This window comes from Stenotrophomonas mexicanensis (assembly GCF_032911605.1).
Classification (GTDB): domain Bacteria; phylum Pseudomonadota; class Gammaproteobacteria; order Xanthomonadales; family Xanthomonadaceae; genus Stenotrophomonas; species Stenotrophomonas maltophilia_A.
In genome coordinates, this window is the sequence record NZ_JAWJTG010000064.1 from 1 (window position 1) to 16,775 (window position 16,775).

The following is a 16,775-nucleotide window of genomic DNA, read 5'->3' on the forward strand; positions in this document are numbered from 1 at the left end:
GCCATGGATGGCGCGCCCGAGCCTCCAGGGATGGATTCACGGCGTCCCCTGCGCAGCCCACCCGCCCGGCCAACCCCCAGAAATCTGCTTTTCGCGGAAAGCCCCAGCCACGAGGGGGCTCCGCCGATGGCCGCCGACCGCGCGCAGCGCCGCCCTTGGCCCGGATCCCGGAACCATGCGCTTGCTCACGGATTGACCACGCGATTGATGACAACGTTGTCCCTACCTGGCGCCGGACTCTCTCCCCGGCCTCCCAGGTACCTCCGTCCGCCCCCTCCGTCGCCTTCCCGGGCGACGCCCGGACCTGCGTCACGCGCGGCGCCATCGGGGCCCGCGCGCCCTTTGATCGGAGACTTACCCATGTACGACCCGATTGTGCGCAGTGCCGAACGTTCGACCCGAAGCTGTCGTCCCCGCCGCCTGGCCTGGCTGCTTGCCCTGGCCGCCGGTACCGCCGCCCTGCCCGGCCTGGCGCAGGCCGCCAGCTGTGCCGGCGTGGCCCAGTGGGACCAGGCCAAGATCTACCGGGCCGGCGATACCCTGCAGAAAGGAGGCGTCCTCTATCGGGCGAACCAGGACATCTGGAACGCGCCGCCGGACCATCCGGCCGGTGCGCCCTACTACACCAACCTCGGCGCCTGTGATGGCAGCGGCAGCAACCAGCCGCCGGTGGTCAGCCTGACCTCGCCGGCCAACGGCGCAACCTTCAGTGCCGGCAGCACGGTCAACGTGACCGCCACCGCCAGTGATCCGGACGGCAGCGTCGCCAAGGTCGAATTCTTCCGCGACGGCAGCACGCTCGGCGTGGCCACCAGTGCGCCGTATGCGGCCAGCTGGGCCAATGCCAGCGCCGGCAGCCACACTCTGCGCGCGGTGGCCACCGACAACAACAACGCCACCAGCAGCACCCCGACCATCACCATCACCGTCAACGCCGCCGGTGGCGATACCACCGCACCGAGCGTACCCGGTGGGCTGGCGGCCGGTACGCGCACCGCCAACAGCATCGCGCTCAGCTGGAGCCCCTCCACCGACAACACCGGTGGCAGCGGCATGGCTGGCTACGACGTGTACCGCAACGGCAGCCTGGTCGGTTCGCCGTCCAGTGCCAGCTACGTCGATGGCGGCCTGACCGCGTCGACCACCTACCGCTACCGCGTACGTGCCCGCGACAACGCCGGCAATGCGTCGGCACAGGGCACCGAGATCAGCGCCACCACGCTGGCCGGTGACGGCGGCACCACCGGCAAGCGGGTCATCGGCTACTTCACCCAGTGGGGCATCTACGGCCGCAACTACCGGGTCAAGAACATCGACAGCAGCGGCTCGGCCGCACGCCTGACCCACATCAACTACGCGTTCGGCAACGTGCGCAACAACCGCTGCGAAGTGGGCATCACCCAGCCGTCGGATCCGAACAGCGGTGCCGGTGGCGATGCTTTCGCCGACTACACCAAGGCCTTCAGCGCCGCCGAGAGTGTCAGTGGCAGCGCCGATACCTGGGACCAGCCGCTGCGTGGCAACTGGAACCAGCTCAAGCAGCTCAAGGCCAAGTACCCGGGCATGAAGGTGCTGATCTCGCTGGGTGGCTGGACCTGGTCGCGTGGTTTCTCCAGCGCGGCGCGCCCGGAAAACCGCCAGGCCTTCGTCGCCTCGTGCATCGACGCCTACATCAAGGGCAACCTGCCGGTGACCGACGGTGCCGGTGGCGCCGGTGCCGCGCTGGGCGTGTTCGACGGCATCGACATCGACTGGGAATACCCGGTGGCCTGCGGCATCGAATGCGGCAAGCCGGAAGACAACGCCAACTTCACCGCGCTGATGGCCGAGTTCCGCCGCCAGCTCGATGCGGTGCGTCCGGGCCTGTTGCTGACGGTGGCGGTGGGTGCCGGCATCGACAAGATCCGCGTCACCGATCCTGCCGCGTACCACCCGTACCTGGACTACATCAACGTGATGACCTACGACTTCCACGGCGCGTGGGATGCGAAGACCAATCACCAGTCGGCGCTGTTCGATTCGCCGAATGACCCGTCCACCGGCGACCAGAAGCTGTACAACAGCAACGACGCCATCGAGGCCTTCATCAGCCGTGGCGTGCCCGCCGCCAAGCTCAACCTGGGCATCGGCTACTACGGGCGTGGCTGGACCGGCGTGGCCAACGCCAACAACGGCCTGTACCAGACCGCGACCGGCGCCGCCCCGGGCACGTATGAAGCCGGCATCGAAGACTGGAAGGTACTGAAGAACCTGGCGTGGCCGGGCTACACCGACAACACGGCCGGTGCCACCTGGATCTACAACGGCAGCACGCTGTGGAGCTTCGATACCCCGGCCAACATCACCCGCAAGATGGGTTACGTGAAGACCCAGGGCCTGGGCGGCGCGTTCGTCTGGGAGTTCAGCGGTGACGATGCGCAGGGCACGCTGACCAAGGCGGTCAGTGATGGCCTGAAATAAGCAAAAAGCCGGGGATGCGATACGCATCCCCGGCCTCGAATCTGTAGAGCCGAGCCATGCTCGGCTGCCTCATGCGGAACCGCAGTCGAGCATGGCTCGACGCTACGATTTCGCGTCAGCGCTTCTCGGACAACTTGTCCAGCGCCGCACGCAGCTGCGCCGGCGGCAGGTAACCGCCCAGCTGGGTTCCATCCGGCGCGAAGATCGCCGGCGTGCCATTCACGCCCAGCTGCTGGCCCAGCGCGTACTGCATCGCCACCGGGTTGGTGCAGTTCTTGGCCGGCACGCTGCCGCCACGCTTGGCGTTGGTCAGGGCCTGGCGACGATCCGCTGCACACCAGACCGAGATCATGTCGGTGTAATCCTTGCTGCCCAGGCCCATGCGCGGGAACGCCAGGTACTCGACGGTGATGCCGTTGCGGTTGAGCTCGGCGATGTCCTGGTGCAGCTTGCGGCAGTAACCGCACTCGATGTCGGTGAACACGCTGATGGTGTACTTGGCGTTCGGCGCGGCGAACACGATGCGATCGCCGTGGTTGGCCTTGGCCAGCAGGCCGCGACGGTAGCCGAGCAGGCCTTCACTGTTGGCCGGGCCCTTGGCGCGGGTGTCGTAGGGCTGCGACTGGAACAGGTAGCGACCGTCATCGGACACGTACAGCAGCTGGCCGGAGACCACCACTTCGCGGAAGCCGGGGAACGGCGCGGCACCGATGTAGTCCACCTGGAAGCCGGGATTCAGCGCGGTCAGAGCGGCACGTACCGCCTGGTCGGCCGACGCGTTGGCAGCCGGGCCGGCCTTGGCCGCAGCGGCAGGCGCCTTGGCGGCCGGCGGGGCCGGCTGGGCGCAGGCGGTCAGGCTGAGTGCACCGAACACGGCGGCGATGGCAAATCGGAGCATGGAGCGATCCGCAACAGAAGAAGATCCCGGATTCTGACACAGCCACCAGAACCGGGCCGCGACGCCCGGCACGGCCCCGGGCAGCGATTCAGCCCGGCGCTCAGCCGCGCGGATGGTGGCGGGCGTGCAGCTTCTGCAGATGCTCGCGCGCCACCAGGGTGTAGATCTGGGTGGTCGACAACGAACTGTGCCCGAGCAGCATCTGCAGCGCGCGCAGGTCGGCACCGCGGTTGAGCAGATGGGTGGCGAAACTGTGGCGCAGGCCATGCGGGCTGATCCGCGCCGGGTCGATGCCGGCCACCTGCGCGTGGCGCTTGACCAGGTGCCAGAACGCCTGCCGGGTCAGTGCATGCAACGTCGGCTCGATGAACAACGGGGTCTGCCCATCCGCCAGGGCATGCACCTTGCCCTTGCCGACCAGCTGCGGGCGCGACTGCTGCAGGTAACGCTCCAGCCAATGCTGCGATTCCTCGCCCAGCGGCACCAGCCGTTCCTTGCTGCCCTTGCCGGTAACCCGCAGCACGCCCTGGCGCAGGTTGACCGCCGTGGCCGGCAGCAGCACCAGCTCGCTCACGCGCAGGCCGGCGGCATACATCAGTTCCAGCATGGCGCGATCGCGCAGGCCCAGCGGGCTGTCGATGTCCGGGGCCGCCAGCAGCGCGTCGATCTGGCTTTCGGCCAGCGCCTTGGGCAACAGGCGCGGCAGCTTCGGCGGGTCCAGCAGCGCACTCGGGTCTTCGCTACGCTCGCCACGGCGCACGCCATCGGCGAAGAACGCCCGCAGCGCCGACAGCAGGCGCGCATTGCTGCGCGGCGACCAGCCATGCCGGGTGCGCCAGGCCAGGTAGTCGAACAGCCCGGGACGTTCGATGCCGGCCAGGCCACCGTCGCGTCCATCCATCCAGCGCGCCAGCCCTTCCAGGTCGCGCCGGTAGCTGTCGAGGGTGGCGCGGGCCAGGCCGTTCTCGGCCCAGATCGCATCGAGGAAGCGCTGGATGCGCATGCTGTCGTCGGCGCGCAGCTCGGGCAGTTGCTGGACCAGCTGGCGGCGTTCGGCGGGGGTGGAAACAAGGGCCATGCGTGCAGGATACGAGGGCCACTGCGGGCACGGCCAGCTTTGCGTATGCTCGGCGCATGTCCCGCCCTGCCACCGACACGGCCCCTGCGGCCGCTACCGAAATGCCCCGCCCACGTGCCTTGTTGGCCTGGCGCGTGCTGGCGATGGTCTACGACGCACTGCCGGTGCTGGCGCTGTGGATGCTGGCCGGCACGCTGTTCACCCTCGCCTACACCTTCAGCGGCCACGCGCAGCGCGAGAACATCGCACCGTTCAGTGCCTGGCAGTGGCTGCTGTGGGCGGTGTGCTGGGGAATCACGGGGTGGTACGCCACGGCCAGCTGGCGCCGTGGCGGACAGACGCTGGGCATGCGTCCGTGGCGGCTGAAACTGCAATCGCGCGATGGCACGCCGCTGCGGCGCGGCCAGCTGTGGCTGCGCTTCGCAGTGGGCACGCTGTCACTGCTGCTGGGCGGGCTGGGATTCTGGTGGGCGTGGGTCGACCGCCAACGCCTGACCTGGCACGACCGCGCCAGCGGCACCCGCGTGGTGCGCATGCCGAAGCGGTAAAGCGCTGTCTGCAGGGCCGAGCACGCGCTCGGCGCTACACGAACAGCGCAGCGATCAGCCTGCAGGCGCCGGGTCGGGCAGGATCACCGCCGGCTGGGCCCAGAGGTCGAAGTAGGCGGACGCGAACGCATTGGCCTGCACGTCATCGGCCACCGGAACCTGTCCGCTCAACTGCGCCCGGGTCTTCACGAAGTCCTGCCACAGCTTCAGGCTGGCCTTCTTCAGGCGCCTCTGCTCCCCCGCGTCGGTGGCCGCCAGATAGTGCGCGTAGAGGTCGCGCATCGGTTTGCCCTGGGCCTCATAGGCCGCCGGAAGCGGCGGCAGCTGGGCGGCAGTGAAAGCCACCGATGCTGCCGGCGGCCGGTAGCCATCCGGCCCGAAAGCCTCCTTCAGCTCGTCCCCGGCATCCAGGTATTCGAAGAAGCCAGGCACGTTGTAGAGCTTGGTCCGGTAGTCGGACGAGGTATCCGGGCTGCTGGAGACCACCGTGTCAGGCAGCTCGCCCTTCAGTCCTGCGTCCCAACGGCGCGGAATGAAGAAGCCGGTCGCCTTCACGTAGGGACCCTCGATCTCCACGTCGTTCAGTTCGACCTTCGACGCCAGGCCACCGGAGTTGGTCTTGCTGGTGACGTACTGCTCGGTGACGATCACGTACTCGGCCATGGCCGGGTTGATCAGGCCACCGATTCCGTCGGCGTAGACGACCATGCGCACGCTGCCGATCTTCTCGCTCTGCAGCCGGTACTGGCCCGGCTCCAGGGCCAGGGGCATGGAGGTGTGCGGCGGCAGGGTGTGCACCTGCTGATCGATCGACAGGGTCAGCGGCGCATCGGTCGGGTTGTCGATCTCGAAGTCGACGGTGGACCGGCTGCAGCCGGCAGAAAGCAGCACGGCCGCGATGTACGGCAGAAAGCGTTGGAAGCTCATGTTCGTCCTTGAAGTGAAACGGAAACAGCCGGGCCTTGCCCGGCTCCCTGGGAATCAACCTGATTTGCGCCGGAACAGCAGTCCGGACACCGCCAGCATCACGATCGGTGGCAGCGCATAGGCAATGCGGTAATCGAACTTCAGCGCGCCGGCCATGCGCCCGAAGAACAGCTGCAGCAGCCAGAAGCCCAGCGCGAACAGGATGCCCAGGAACAGGCGCTTGCCCATGCCGCCGCTGCGCAGCGAGCCGAACGCGAACGGCACCGCCGCCAGGCACAGCGCCAGTACGTTCAACGGGTAGAACCAGCGGCTCCAGTACACGTCCTCGAAGTCACGCGCGTCCAGCCCGTTGCGCTGCCGGTAGGTGATGCTGGTGCTCAGTTCGGCCAGGCTGAGGTTGCGCGGCTTGGCGATGCCGGTGGCCAATGCGGCCGCATCCAGCTTCGAATTCCACGGTTCGCGCGCGATTTCCTGGCGGGTCGCCGAGCGCTCGCCGAAGGTATCGCGACGTACCCCGGTCAGCACCCAGCCATCCCTGTCATGCTCGGCGGTGTCGGCATGGGTCAATGAGGCGATGCCCCCGTTCTCGGCGATGCGGTACAGGCGCACGTCGCGCAGGATCAGGCGCGTGCCTTTGTCGCCGACCAGCTGCTCCTCGCCGCTCTGCGCGTTGAGGAAGGTATCGCCCTCGCGTGCCCACAGGCCCGAGTAGCGGCTGGTGGCGATATCCCGCCCCCACTTGGCGCTGGACTTCAACGCATCGGCGCGGTCCTGGCCCCAGGGGCCCAGGGTCTCGGCGCTGAACACCATCACCGCGGTCAGCAGCGACAGCGCGATCGCCACCGAAACGCTCAGGCGCTTGCGCGACAGGCCCAGCGCACGCAGCGCGGTCAGCTCCGAGGTCGCCGCCAGCTGGCCCAGGCCCATCAGTGCACCGATCACCGCGGCGGTGGGGAACATGGTGTAGGCGCGGCGTGGCACCGTGTACAGCACCCATGCGGCGGCATGGCCCAGCGTGTAGCCGTTCTTGCCGATGTCCTTGAACTCGCCGGAGAACGCCATCACCACGTCCAGGCCAACCAGCACGGCCCAGGTCAGCAGCACCGTGGTGAACACCGACCGGCCCAGGTACAGGTCGAAACGCATCGGGCGCAGCCTCATGCGCGGGCTCCCTTCGGGCGGCCCAGGCGGCCATCACGTGCATACATCCAGATTGCCAGCGCCAGCAACGGCAGGGTCAACCACCACAGGCCGAGCGCTGGGGGGATCTTGCCGTTGGCGATCCAGCCGCTGCCGATGAACATCAGATTGGTACCGACCATGTAGGCCATCAGCGCCAGCATCATGCGGCCGTAGCGCTGCTGGCGCGGCGAGCTGCGGCCCAGCGGCACGGTCAGCAGGGCGAACGCCAGCGCGATCAGCGGCGGCGCCAGGCGGCGGTGCAGCTGCGCCTGCGCCTGCGGACGCTCATCGCCGATCAGCTGCAGGGTCGGCATCAGTTCCGGGTCATCCTCGGTGCGGGTCTGCGCGCCATCGGGCAAGGCCACGTCATTGCGGGCGAAGGTCGCCAGGCGGTAGTCCAGGCCACCGGCCACCGGCCCTTCCACCTGGTGGCCGTCATCCAGCTCCAGGAAGCGCTGGCGGGTACCTTCGAAGAACATGCGGCCGCCATTGGCCGACACCACTTCCAGGCGGTCATCCTTCTGGCGCTGCAGGAACACCTTGCCCAGCTGGGTGCCATCGGGCGAGATCGAGGACAGGTAGACCACGCCGCCATTGGGCAGCGGGGTGAAGCGGCCCGGCTCCAGACCGGCCATCAGCACGCTGCGGTTGGCCTCGATGATCATCTGCTCAGCCACCCGGCCGGCCCACGGGCCCAGCCACAGCGAGCAGGCACCCACCAGGGCCACCACCGGCACCACCAGCATCAGCAGTGGCCGCAGCAGGCGTTTGGGGCCGACACCAATGGCGGTGATCACCGCCATTTCCGAGTCACGGTACAGGCGGGCGATGGCCAGCAGCAGGCCCAGCATCAGCGCCAGCGGCAGGATCAGCGGCAGGTAGGCGATGAACTGCAGGCCCAGCTGCGAGAACAGCAGCTTGGCCGGCAGGCGCCCGTCGGCGATGTTGCCGAGGATGTCCACCAGCACGCCGCCCACGCTGACCACCAGCAGGACGATCAGGGTAGCCAGGAAACTCTGGACGAAATCGCCCAGCAGGTATCGGTCGAGCTTCAGCATGGGGCGGTGGTTTAAACTCTGGGGTTCGTTCGCGGTGCCGCCCAGTCTACTGTCTGGGCGTAAACGGCCTGCGATTGTACGGACTCGCCAATGGAATCTGCTCAATGGCCCTCGAATTCACCCTGAACCACGTTGCTCCGGCCGCCGCCACCGTCGATTGCCTGGTGGTTGGCGCGTATGCCGACCATACCCTGACCCCGGCCGCACAGGCCCTGGACGCCGCCAGCGGTGGCCGCCTGGCCGCCCTGGCCCAGCGCGGCGACCTGTCCGGCAAGACCGGCGCCACCACCCTGCTGCATGACCTGCCGGGCGTGACCGCCCCGCGCGTGCTGGTGGTCGGCCTGGGCGAAGCCGCCCGCTTCGGCGTGCCGCAGTACCTGAAGGCCGTCGGCGACGCCGTGCGCGCGCTGAAGGCCGGTGCTGCCCGCAGCGCACTGTTCACCCTGTCCGAAGTGGCGGTGAAGGACCGCGACGCGGCCTGGGCGATCCGCCAGGCGGTGATCGCCGCCGATCATGCCGCGTACCGCTACACCGCCACCCTGGGCAAGAAGAAGGCCGACGACGCCGGCCTGGCCCAGCTGGCCATCGCCGGTGACGACGCGCAGGCCCTAGCCCAGGGCCAGGCCATCGCCGCCGGTGTCGAGTTCGCCCGCGAACTGGGCAACCTGCCGCCGAACTACTGCACCCCGGCCCATTTGGCCGAGGTCGGCGTGAAGTTCGCCGGCGAGCACGATGGTGCCGAAGCCGAGATCCTCGACGAGACCCAGATGGAAGCGCTGGGCATGGGCTCGCTGCTGGCCGTGGCCCGTGGTTCGGCCAACCGCCCGCGCCTGGTCGTGCTGAAGTGGAACAATGGCGGCGACGCCAAGCCGTACGTGCTGGTCGGCAAGGGCATCACCTTCGATACCGGTGGCGTCAACCTGAAGACCCAGGGCGGCATCGAAGAGATGAAGTACGACATGTGCGGTGGCGCCAACGTCATCGGCACCTTCGTCGCTGCGGTCAAGGCCAAGCTGCCGCTGAACCTGGTGGTGGTGGTGCCGGCGGTGGAAAACGCCATCGACGGCAACGCCTACCGTCCGTCCGACGTGATCACCTCGATGTCGGGCAAGACCATCGAAGTGGGCAACACCGACGCCGAAGGCCGCCTGATCCTGTGCGACGCGCTGACCTACGCGCAGCGCTTCGAGCCGGCCGCGCTGGTCGACGTCGCCACCCTGACCGGCGCCTGCATGGTCGCCCTGGGCCACCAGACCGCCGGCCTGATGAGCAAGCACGACGACCTGGCCAACGAGCTGCTGGCCGCCGGCGAGCAGGTGTTCGACCGCGCCTGGCGCCTGCCGCTGTGGGACGAGTACCAGCCGATGCTGGATTCGACCTTCGCCGACGTCTACAACATCGGCGGCCGCTGGGCCGGTGCGATCACCGCCGGCTGTTTCCTGTCGCGCTTCGCCGAAGGCCAGCGCTGGGCCCACCTGGACATCGCCGGCGTGGCCAGCGATGAAGGCAAGCGTGGCATGGCCACCGGCCGCCCGGTCGGCCTGCTGAGCCAGTGGCTGCTGGACCAGGTCGCCCGCGCCTGATGCCGTACCCGACCCTGGCCGGCGCCCGCCGGCCAGGGCCTCGCCCGGCACTGCCGGGCCCCTGCCTGACCCGGACCCTGCCATGCCCCGCGCCGACTTCTACCTGATCGCCAAGCCCCGCTTCCTGACCGAGCCGTTGCGCCTGGTCTGCGAGCTGGCGCGCAAGGCCAACGACGCCGGGTTGTTCACCCTGGTGCTGGCCCGCGACCAGGCCCAGGCCGAGGAGCTGGACGAACTGCTGTGGGCGTTCGACAACGATGCCTACATCCCGCACCAGATCGCCGGCGAGGACATGGACGAGGAAGAAGCCCTGGTGCTGATCGCCGTGCCGGGCACCGAGGCACCGGCGCGCCCGCTGGTGATCAACCTGCGCGATGAACCCTGGCTGGGCGAGTGCGAGCGCGTGCTGGAAGTGGTTCCGGCCGACCCGGAAGCGCGCGAACCGCTGCGCGAACGCTGGCGCCAGTACAAGGCCGCCGGTTACGACCTGAACAAGCACGACATGTAAGTCCAGCGAGGACCCCTTGATGCGCCTGTTGATCGCCCTGATTCTTCCTTGGCTGTCCTTCTTCACCATCGGCCGGCCGTTTGCCGGCATTGTCTGCCTGATCCTGCAGATCACCCTGATCGGCTGGCTGCCCGCCGCGATCTGGGCCGCCTACGCGGTCAGCCAGTACCACACCGACCAGAAGATCCGGCGCGCCCTCGGGCCGCGCTGATCTCCCTTCCGCCTTGATTACCGGTTCCCCCGCATGACCCAACTCGCCTCCAGTTACGACCCGAAGTCCTTCGAGACCGACCTCTACGAGGCCTGGGAGAAGGCCGGCCACTTCAAGCCGTCCGGCACGGGCGAGCCGTACACCATCCTGCTGCCGCCGCCGAACGTGACCGGCACCCTGCACATGGGCCACGCCTTCCAGCAGACCCTGATGGACGCGCTGGTGCGCTACCAACGCATGCGTGGCTACGACACGCTGTGGCAGGTCGGTACCGATCATGCCGGCATCGCCACCGAAATGGTGGTCAGCCGCAACCTGGCGCTGGAAGGCAAGGGCGAGACCCGCGATTCGCTGGGCCGCGAAGGCTTCATCGGCAAGGTCTGGGAGTGGAAGCAGCAGTCCGGCGACACCATCGAACGCCAGATGCGCCGCCTCGGCACCTCCGCCGACTGGTCGCGCAGCACCTTCACCATGGACCCGCAGCCGTCGGCGGCGGTCAACGAGGCCTTCGTGCGCTGGTACGAGCAGGGCCTGATCTACCGCGGCCAGCGCCTGGTCAACTGGGACCCGGTGCTGAAGACCGCCATTTCCGACCTGGAAGTGGAAAGCGCCGAGGAAGACGGCTTCCTGTGGTCGATCGCCTACACGCTGGATGAGGGCCTGAGCTACGAACACGTCGAGCGCGATGCCGACGGCGTGGAAACCCTGCGCGAAACCCGCGACTACCTGGTCGTCGCCACCACCCGCCCGGAAACCCTGCTGGGCGATACCGCGGTGATGGTGCACCCGGAAGACGAGCGCTATGCACATCTGATCGGCAAGAGCGTGGTGCTGCCGCTGACCGGCCGCCGCGTCCCGGTGATCGCCGACGACTACGTGGACCGTGCCTTCGGCACCGGCGTGGTCAAGGTCACCCCGGCGCACGATTTCAACGACTACGAAGTGGGCGTGCGCCACAGCCTGCCGATGATCAACCTGTTCACCCCGGTGGCGGCGCTGAACGAAAACGCGCCGGAGCGTTTCCAAGGCCTGGACCGCTACGCCGCGCGCAAGGCCGTGCTGGCCGAGCTGGAAGACCTGGGCATCCTGGTCGAGACCAAGGCGCACAAGCTGCAGGTGCCGCGCGGCGACCGTACCGGCCAGGTGATCGAGCCGTACCTGACCGACCAGTGGTTCGTGAAGATGGACGACCTGGCCAAGCGTGGCCTGGAGCTGGTCGAAGACGGCAGCATTTCCTTCGTGCCGCCGAACTGGATCAACACTTACCGCCACTGGATGAACAACATCCAGGACTGGTGCATCAGCCGCCAGCTGTGGTGGGGCCACCGCATTCCGGCGTGGTTCGACGAAGCCACCGGCAGCTGCTACGTCGGTCGCAGCGAAGAGGAAGTGCGGGCGAAGCACAACCTGGGCAGCGACGTGGTGCTGAACCAGGAAAGCGACGTACTGGAGACCTGGTTCTCCTCGCAGCTGTGGCCGTTCTCCACCCTGGGCTGGCCGAACGAACAGGCCATGGCCGAGCGCGGCTTCGACCGCTACCTGCCGTCGTCGGTGCTGATCACTGGCTTCGACATCATCTTCTTCTGGGTGGCGCGCATGATCATGGCCACCGACAACCTGGTCGGGAAGATCCCGTTCAAGGACGTCTACTTCACCGGCCTGATCCGCGACGGCCAGGGCCAGAAGATGTCCAAGAGCAAGGGCAACGTGCTCGACCCGCTGGACATCATCGACGGCATCAGCATCGACGACCTGGTCGCCAAGCGCACCGGCGGCCTGATGCAGCCGAAGATGGTGGAAAAGATCGAGAAGGCCACCCGCAAGGAATTCCCGGACGGCATCGCCGCCCACGGTGCCGATGCGCTGCGCTTCACCATCGCCGCGCTGGCTACCCACGGCCGCGACATCAAGTTCGACATGAACCGCGCCGAGGGCTACAAGAACTTCTGCAACAAGCTGTGGAACGCCAGCCGCTTCACCCTGATGAACACCGAGGGTGCAGCGTTCACCGGCGTGCCGACCCCGCGCACCGATGCCGAGCGCTGGATCCTTTCGCGCCTTGCGGCGGTGTCCAGCGAGGCGCAGGGCCATTACGCCAACTACCGCTTCGACCTGCTGGCGCAGTGCCTGTACGAGTTTGCCTGGAACGAGTTCTGCGACTGGTTCCTGGAACTGAGCAAGCCGGCGCTGAACGGTGCCGATGCCGCCGACGCCGAAAGCACCCGCCACACCCTGCTGTACGTGCTGGAAGCGCTGCTGCGCCTGCTGCACCCGCTCACGCCGTTCATCACCGAACAGCTGTGGCAGCAGCTGGCCCCGCGCCTGGGCCTGGCCGAAACCACGCTGTCGCTGCGCCCGTACCCGACCGCCGCCGAGTTCGAAGGCGATTTCACTCAGGCTGAAGCCGACGTGGAATGGTTGAAGGCGGTGATCAGTGCGGTGCGTCGCGTGCGCAGCGAACTGAACGTGGCCCCGTCCAAGCTGGTGCCGCTGCGCCTGCAGGCCGGTCTGGAGCAGGACCGCGTGCGCATCGAACGTTTCAGCGCCTCGCTGTCGTTCCTGCTCAAGCTGGACAGCATCCAGTGGCTGGCTGAAGGCGAAAGTGCACCGCCGGCTGCCGCCGCGATCGTAGGTGAGCTGAAGCTGCTGGTGCCGCTGGAAGGCCTGGTCGATCTCGATGCCGAGCGCGCGCGCCTGGACAAGGAGATCAAGCGCGTGGAAGGCGAGCAGGAGAAGAGCGAAACCAAGCTGGCCAAGTTCACCGACAAGGTGCCCCCGGCGGTGGTCGAGCAGGAACGCGTGCGCCTGGTCGACTGGAACACCCAGCTGGCCGGCCTGCGCGAGCAGCGCGCGAAGCTGTAAGCGCCGGGAAACGCCGGGTACTGCCCGGCGTTTCCTTTTGTAGAGTCGAGCCGTGCTCGACTCATGGCAGCAGTCGAGCATGGCTCGACTCTACATTTCCCGCGCATGGCATCATCGGCGGATGCCGCTTTCCATCTTCCTGCTGGTTCTCGCCGCTGCAGCCCTGCACGCCAGCTGGAACGCGATCGTCAAGCGCGGGCCGGACAAGTTCCTCGGCACCGTACTGGTGACCGGCAGTGCCGCGCTGCTGTCGGCTGCCGCCCTGCCCTTCCTGCCATTTCCCGCCGCGCACAGCTGGCCGTGGCTGGGCGCGTCGGTGCTGCTGCAGGTGACCTACTACGGCCTGGTCGCACGCTGTTACCAGCAGGTCGACATGAGCCTGGCCTATCCACTGATGCGTGGCAGCGCGCCGATCCTGGTCGCGTTGGCGGGCACCCTGCTGGGCGAGCAGCTGCCACCGGCAGCGTGGCTGGGCGTGGTGCTGGTCAGCACCGGCATCCTGTGCATGGCGCTGGGGGCGCGTGGCGGTCAGCTGCGCCTGCCGCTGCTGACCGCGGCGATGATTGCCACCTACACGCTGGTCGATGCGCAGGGCGCGCGTCAGTCCGGCAGCGCACTCAGCTATACGTTGTGGCTGTTCCTGCTGTCGGGCATTCCACTGCCACTGTGGGCGCTGTACACGCGCCGCGGCGCGGTGCTGGACTATGCGCGGCAGCACTGGCCGCTGGGGCTGGCCGGTGGCGTCGGCACCACCACCTCGTATGCGATGGCGTTGTGGGCAATGACCCAGGCGCCGGTGGCGATGGTCTCGGCGTTGCGCGAATCGTCGATCCTGTTCGCGTTGCTGATCTCGGTGTTCCTGCTGCGCGAACGGATTCCGCGCGCGCGCTGGCTGGCGGCGGCGTTGATCGTCGGGGGTGTGTTGGCACTGCGGCTGGCGTGAGGAAAGCGTGCCAACCAAGGCTGGCACCTACCACGGTAGGTGATGTGTCGATGACAGCGGAGATCCATCGGTAGTGCCGGCCGCTGGCCGGCAACCCTGCTCCGTTACAGCGGCGGCATCGCCTGCAGGTCGCCGTCGACCAGTTCGATCGCCATCACCACCGCGTCTTCGCGGCCCTGTGCGGCCGGGTAGTAACGCGGGCGGCGACCGATCTCGTTGAAGCCTTCGCTGTGGTACAAGGCCAGCGCGGGTGTGTTGGACGGACGCACTTCCAGGAACACACGCTGCGCCCCTCGGTCGCCGGCCAGCTGTACCAGCGCGCGCAGCAGCTGACGTCCGAGCCCACGCGACTGCGTCAGTGGATCGATGCAGACGTTCAGCACATGGGCCTCGTCGGCCGCGATGCTGAGCACGCCATAGCCGATCAGCTGGCCATCACGCTCCATGGCCAGGCCCGGATAGCCCGCACGCAGGCAGTCGACGAAGATGCCGCGGGTCCAGGGAAACGGATAGCCGCGTACTTCAATCGCCATCACCGCGTTGAGGTCGCTCTCGCGCAGCGCGCGCAGTCTGACCGGACCGGGCTGGCTGACCGCACTCATGGCGCACCCCGCTTGCGCAGGGCGCGCAGCTGCGGCCACAGCGCGCGCTTGGCGGCCGGGTCCTGACGCAGCTGGTCCAGCGGCCAGCTGTCCATCAGCGCCTGCGTGGCCGGATCATTGGGATTGCAGCCGGACGCGCGCAGCAAGGCGATCTGCAGGCGATCCGGCAGGCGCACCACCGGCTGCCGGGCATTGCCGCCAGGCAGCGGCCGGGCAGCCGCGGGCGCGGTGTCCGGTGCGCTGACCGGGGTCTCGCGACGCGCTGGCGCCGGGCGTTCCTGGCGGGAAACCGGTGCGGCCGCAGCCAGAGGCTCGCGCGCGGGTGCGGTCGACGCCCGCGCCTGCTCCGCCGCTGGTGTGGCAGCCGCCTCGGCTTCGGCCACGCTCAGCTGCAGCGGGGCATCCAGCTCGGCGGCCAGCTGGCCGTCGTGATAGACGGTGTAGCCCATGGCCTGCAGCCAGGCCTGCTGGGCCGGTGACCACAGCACGGGCAGGTCCTCGCTCACGCGGCCTCGGGCTTCTTGCGCAGGCGCTGCACGGCCCACATCACCGGGCCCGACAAGGCGTACAGGATGCCCACCGCGAACAGCACGCGCGGCAGGTCGATGACCGCAATGGCGATCGCCACTGGCACCAGGGCCAGTACCAGGAACGGCACGCGGTCGGAGCGGGTGCCCTTGGCGCCGCCGCCCTTGAAGCTCCAGAAGCGGATGCGGCTGACCATCAGCAGCGCCGCGATGATCGTCACCGCCAGCGCCACGTAGCGCAGCTGGTTGCCGTCCCAGCCCAGGTTGCCATCGGCGAACGCCCAGACGAAGGACATCATCAGGCCGGCCGCGGCCGGGCTGGCAAGGCCGACGAACCAGCGCTTGTCGACCACCGCTACCTGGGTATTGAAGCGGGCCAGGCGCAGCGCCGCGCAGGCGGCATACAGGAAGGCCACGGCCCAGCCGACGCGACCCAGCAGCGGGTCGTCGAACTTCAGCCACGACAGCGACCAGTGGTACATCACCAGCGCCGGGGCCATGCCGAAGCTGACCAGGTCGGCCAGCGAGTCGTACTGCACGCCGAATTCGCTGCTGGTGCCGGTCAGGCGCGCCACGCGCCCATCCAGGCCATCCATCACCGCCGCCACGAACACGGCGATGCTGGCGTTGACGAAGTCCCCGTTGGCCGCGGCGATGATCGCGTAGAAGCCGGCAAACAGGCCGGCGGTGGTGAACAGGTTGGGCAGCAGGTAAATCGTGCGCGAACGCGGCGGCGGTGTGATCGGGTCCATGGAATCCAGTTTAATCGACTTGCCAGTGCTCGGCGCCAATGCTGCAATCGGCGTTCTACGCCCATTCCGTGGAGTTTGCCATGCGTGCCCTGTCCTGCCTTGGATGCCTGCTGCTGTTGGCCAGTGCCAACGCCGTGGCCGGCCCGGTCTACAAATGGAAGGACGCCAATGGCGTGACCCAGTATTCGGAGACCCCGCCGGCGGGCAGGAAGTTCGAGACCCGGGCGCAGGCGCGCAGTCCCCAGGCGGCGGCCAGCGCCGAGACCCCGGCCGCGCCGGTGCCCGAGCAGTGCAGCACCGCCCGCGCCAACCTGGCCCTGCTGGACGGCGGCGGCCAGGTGATGCAGGACACCGATGGTGATGGCAAGGCCGATACCCCGTTGGCTCCGGAGCAGCGCAGCGCGCAGAAGGGATTGGCTGAAGCCGCCATCAAGGCCTACTGCCCGGCGGAGTGAGGGTTATCGGCAGGGCTGCGCCCTGCACCTGCTGAAGCAAAGGCAACAGCAACGGCAACAGCCGGCTATGGGCTTTCTGTGGGTTTGGCGGGGCGGTGTGGGCTGGCAGGACACGCCGTAAACCCTTCCATGGGGGCTCGATGGCGCCTTGCTCGTGTGCGCTGTCCTGCGCACACGGCAA

The 16,775-nt window shown here is 68.2% G+C and carries 16 protein-coding genes; 8 read left to right on the top strand and 8 right to left on the bottom strand.

From position 1 onward, the window contains the following. Positions 1-360 precede the first annotated feature (360 nt). Positions 361-2,460 (top strand): glycosyl hydrolase family 18 protein, encoded by a 2,100-nt coding sequence (locus R1L06_RS19340; RefSeq protein ID WP_317218515.1) that lies wholly within the window; start codon positions 361-363, stop codon positions 2,458-2,460. 115 nt (positions 2,461-2,575) lie between these two features. Here R1L06_RS19340 and R1L06_RS19345 read toward each other — a convergent pair whose 3' ends face one another. Both R1L06_RS19345 and xerD read right to left on the bottom strand, forming a co-directional pair. After that, a complete protein-coding gene (locus tag R1L06_RS19345) occupies positions 2,576-3,358 on the bottom strand; it encodes a thioredoxin fold domain-containing protein (RefSeq protein WP_317218516.1) in 783 nt (260 codons plus the stop codon). A gap of 100 nt (positions 3,359-3,458) precedes the next feature. After that, positions 3,459-4,436, bottom strand: a complete 978-nt coding sequence (xerD, locus tag R1L06_RS19350; RefSeq protein WP_188487691.1) for a site-specific tyrosine recombinase XerD — start codon at positions 4,434-4,436, stop codon at positions 3,459-3,461. A 56-nt stretch (positions 4,437-4,492) separates the two neighbouring features. Here xerD and R1L06_RS19355 point away from each other — a divergent pair, with 56 nt between their 5' ends. Further along, positions 4,493-4,984, top strand: coding sequence for an RDD family protein (locus R1L06_RS19355; RefSeq protein WP_317218517.1), 492 nt, complete (start codon positions 4,493-4,495; stop codon positions 4,982-4,984). Between the two features lie 54 nt (positions 4,985-5,038). Here the strand turns inward: R1L06_RS19355 and R1L06_RS19360 are convergent, their stop codons facing one another. The 3 genes from R1L06_RS19360 to lptF are packed head-to-tail and all read right to left on the bottom strand — an operon-like array spanning position 5,039 to position 8,151. Beyond that, positions 5,039-5,911 (bottom strand): hypothetical protein, encoded by an 873-nt coding sequence (locus tag R1L06_RS19360; protein WP_317218518.1) that lies wholly within the window; start codon positions 5,909-5,911, stop codon positions 5,039-5,041. Between the two features lie 54 nt (positions 5,912-5,965). Further along, positions 5,966-7,072, bottom strand: a complete 1,107-nt coding sequence (gene lptG, locus R1L06_RS19365) for an LPS export ABC transporter permease LptG (RefSeq protein WP_049424937.1) — start codon at positions 7,070-7,072, stop codon at positions 5,966-5,968. Next, a complete protein-coding gene (lptF, locus tag R1L06_RS19370) occupies positions 7,069-8,151 on the bottom strand; it encodes an LPS export ABC transporter permease LptF (protein ID WP_032128008.1) in 1,083 nt (360 codons plus the stop codon). The genes lptG and lptF overlap by 4 nt, the downstream gene beginning before the upstream one ends. Before the next feature lie 104 nt (positions 8,152-8,255). Between lptF and R1L06_RS19375 the strand changes: the two genes are divergently transcribed. The 5 genes from R1L06_RS19375 to R1L06_RS19395 all read left to right on the top strand — a co-directional run bounded on the left by R1L06_RS19375 (position 8,256) and on the right by R1L06_RS19395 (position 14,258). Further along, positions 8,256-9,734, top strand: a complete 1,479-nt coding sequence (locus tag R1L06_RS19375; protein ID WP_317218519.1) for a leucyl aminopeptidase — start codon at positions 8,256-8,258, stop codon at positions 9,732-9,734. Positions 9,735-9,816: 82 nt separating this feature from the next. Then, a complete protein-coding gene (locus R1L06_RS19380) occupies positions 9,817-10,242 on the top strand; it encodes a DNA polymerase III subunit chi (RefSeq protein ID WP_049400292.1) in 426 nt (141 codons plus the stop codon). Between the two features lie 19 nt (positions 10,243-10,261). Further along, the gene (locus R1L06_RS19385) at positions 10,262-10,453 is read left to right on the top strand and encodes a YqaE/Pmp3 family membrane protein (RefSeq protein ID WP_012510005.1); all 192 of its coding nucleotides are present in this window, start codon (positions 10,262-10,264) and stop codon (positions 10,451-10,453) included. 33 nt (positions 10,454-10,486) lie between these two features. Beyond that, on the top strand, positions 10,487-13,315 hold the full coding sequence (locus R1L06_RS19390) for a valine--tRNA ligase (RefSeq protein ID WP_317218520.1): 2,829 nt from the start codon (positions 10,487-10,489) through the stop codon (positions 13,313-13,315). 121 nt (positions 13,316-13,436) lie between these two features. Next, on the top strand, positions 13,437-14,258 hold the full coding sequence (locus R1L06_RS19395; RefSeq protein WP_049400290.1) for an EamA family transporter: 822 nt from the start codon (positions 13,437-13,439) through the stop codon (positions 14,256-14,258). Positions 14,259-14,362: 104 nt separating this feature from the next. On the opposite strand, the gene rimI is transcribed toward R1L06_RS19395, so the two are convergent. From rimI to pssA, 3 genes are read right to left on the bottom strand one after another with little or no spacing between them, the layout of a single operon-like run. Next, on the bottom strand, positions 14,363-14,860 hold the full coding sequence (rimI, locus tag R1L06_RS19400; protein WP_317218521.1) for a ribosomal protein S18-alanine N-acetyltransferase: 498 nt from the start codon (positions 14,858-14,860) through the stop codon (positions 14,363-14,365). After that, entirely contained in the window at positions 14,857-15,366 is a 510-nt protein-coding gene (locus R1L06_RS19405) for a hypothetical protein (RefSeq protein WP_317218522.1), read from the bottom strand. Before R1L06_RS19405 ends, rimI begins: the two co-directional genes overlap by 4 nt. After that, positions 15,363-16,139, bottom strand: a complete 777-nt coding sequence (pssA, locus tag R1L06_RS19410; protein ID WP_019660986.1) for a CDP-diacylglycerol--serine O-phosphatidyltransferase — start codon at positions 16,137-16,139, stop codon at positions 15,363-15,365. Before pssA ends, R1L06_RS19405 begins: the two co-directional genes overlap by 4 nt. 80 nt (positions 16,140-16,219) lie before the next feature. Here pssA and R1L06_RS19415 point away from each other — a divergent pair, with 80 nt between their 5' ends. Then, positions 16,220-16,594, top strand: a complete 375-nt coding sequence (locus R1L06_RS19415; protein ID WP_100437948.1) for a DUF4124 domain-containing protein — start codon at positions 16,220-16,222, stop codon at positions 16,592-16,594. Positions 16,595-16,775: the final 181 nt, after the last annotated feature.

Excerpts from the sequence above, each read along its gene's own strand:
- R1L06_RS19355 (WP_317218517.1), top strand. The coding sequence starts at position 4,493 with ATGTCCCGCCCTGCCACCGACACGGCCCCTGCGGCCGCTACCGAAATG.
- xerD (WP_188487691.1), bottom strand. The coding sequence starts at position 4,436 with ATGGCCCTTGTTTCCACCCCCGCCGAACGCCGCCAGCTGGTCCAGCAA.
- rimI (WP_317218521.1), bottom strand. The coding sequence starts at position 14,860 with ATGAGTGCGGTCAGCCAGCCCGGTCCGGTCAGACTGCGCGCGCTGCGC.
- R1L06_RS19395 (WP_049400290.1), top strand. The coding sequence starts at position 13,437 with ATGCCGCTTTCCATCTTCCTGCTGGTTCTCGCCGCTGCAGCCCTGCAC.
- R1L06_RS19360 (WP_317218518.1), bottom strand. The coding sequence starts at position 5,911 with ATGAGCTTCCAACGCTTTCTGCCGTACATCGCGGCCGTGCTGCTTTCT.
- R1L06_RS19380 (WP_049400292.1), top strand. The coding sequence starts at position 9,817 with ATGCCCCGCGCCGACTTCTACCTGATCGCCAAGCCCCGCTTCCTGACC.
- lptF (WP_032128008.1), bottom strand. The coding sequence starts at position 8,151 with ATGCTGAAGCTCGACCGATACCTGCTGGGCGATTTCGTCCAGAGTTTC.
- R1L06_RS19345 (WP_317218516.1), bottom strand. The coding sequence starts at position 3,358 with ATGCTCCGATTTGCCATCGCCGCCGTGTTCGGTGCACTCAGCCTGACC.
- R1L06_RS19340 (WP_317218515.1), top strand. The coding sequence starts at position 361 with ATGTACGACCCGATTGTGCGCAGTGCCGAACGTTCGACCCGAAGCTGT.
- lptG (WP_049424937.1), bottom strand. The coding sequence starts at position 7,072 with ATGAGGCTGCGCCCGATGCGTTTCGACCTGTACCTGGGCCGGTCGGTG.
- pssA (WP_019660986.1), bottom strand. The coding sequence starts at position 16,139 with ATGGACCCGATCACACCGCCGCCGCGTTCGCGCACGATTTACCTGCTG.
- R1L06_RS19375 (WP_317218519.1), top strand. The coding sequence starts at position 8,256 with ATGGCCCTCGAATTCACCCTGAACCACGTTGCTCCGGCCGCCGCCACC.
- R1L06_RS19385 (WP_012510005.1), top strand. The coding sequence starts at position 10,262 with ATGCGCCTGTTGATCGCCCTGATTCTTCCTTGGCTGTCCTTCTTCACC.
- R1L06_RS19390 (WP_317218520.1), top strand. The coding sequence starts at position 10,487 with ATGACCCAACTCGCCTCCAGTTACGACCCGAAGTCCTTCGAGACCGAC.
- R1L06_RS19415 (WP_100437948.1), top strand. The coding sequence starts at position 16,220 with ATGCGTGCCCTGTCCTGCCTTGGATGCCTGCTGCTGTTGGCCAGTGCC.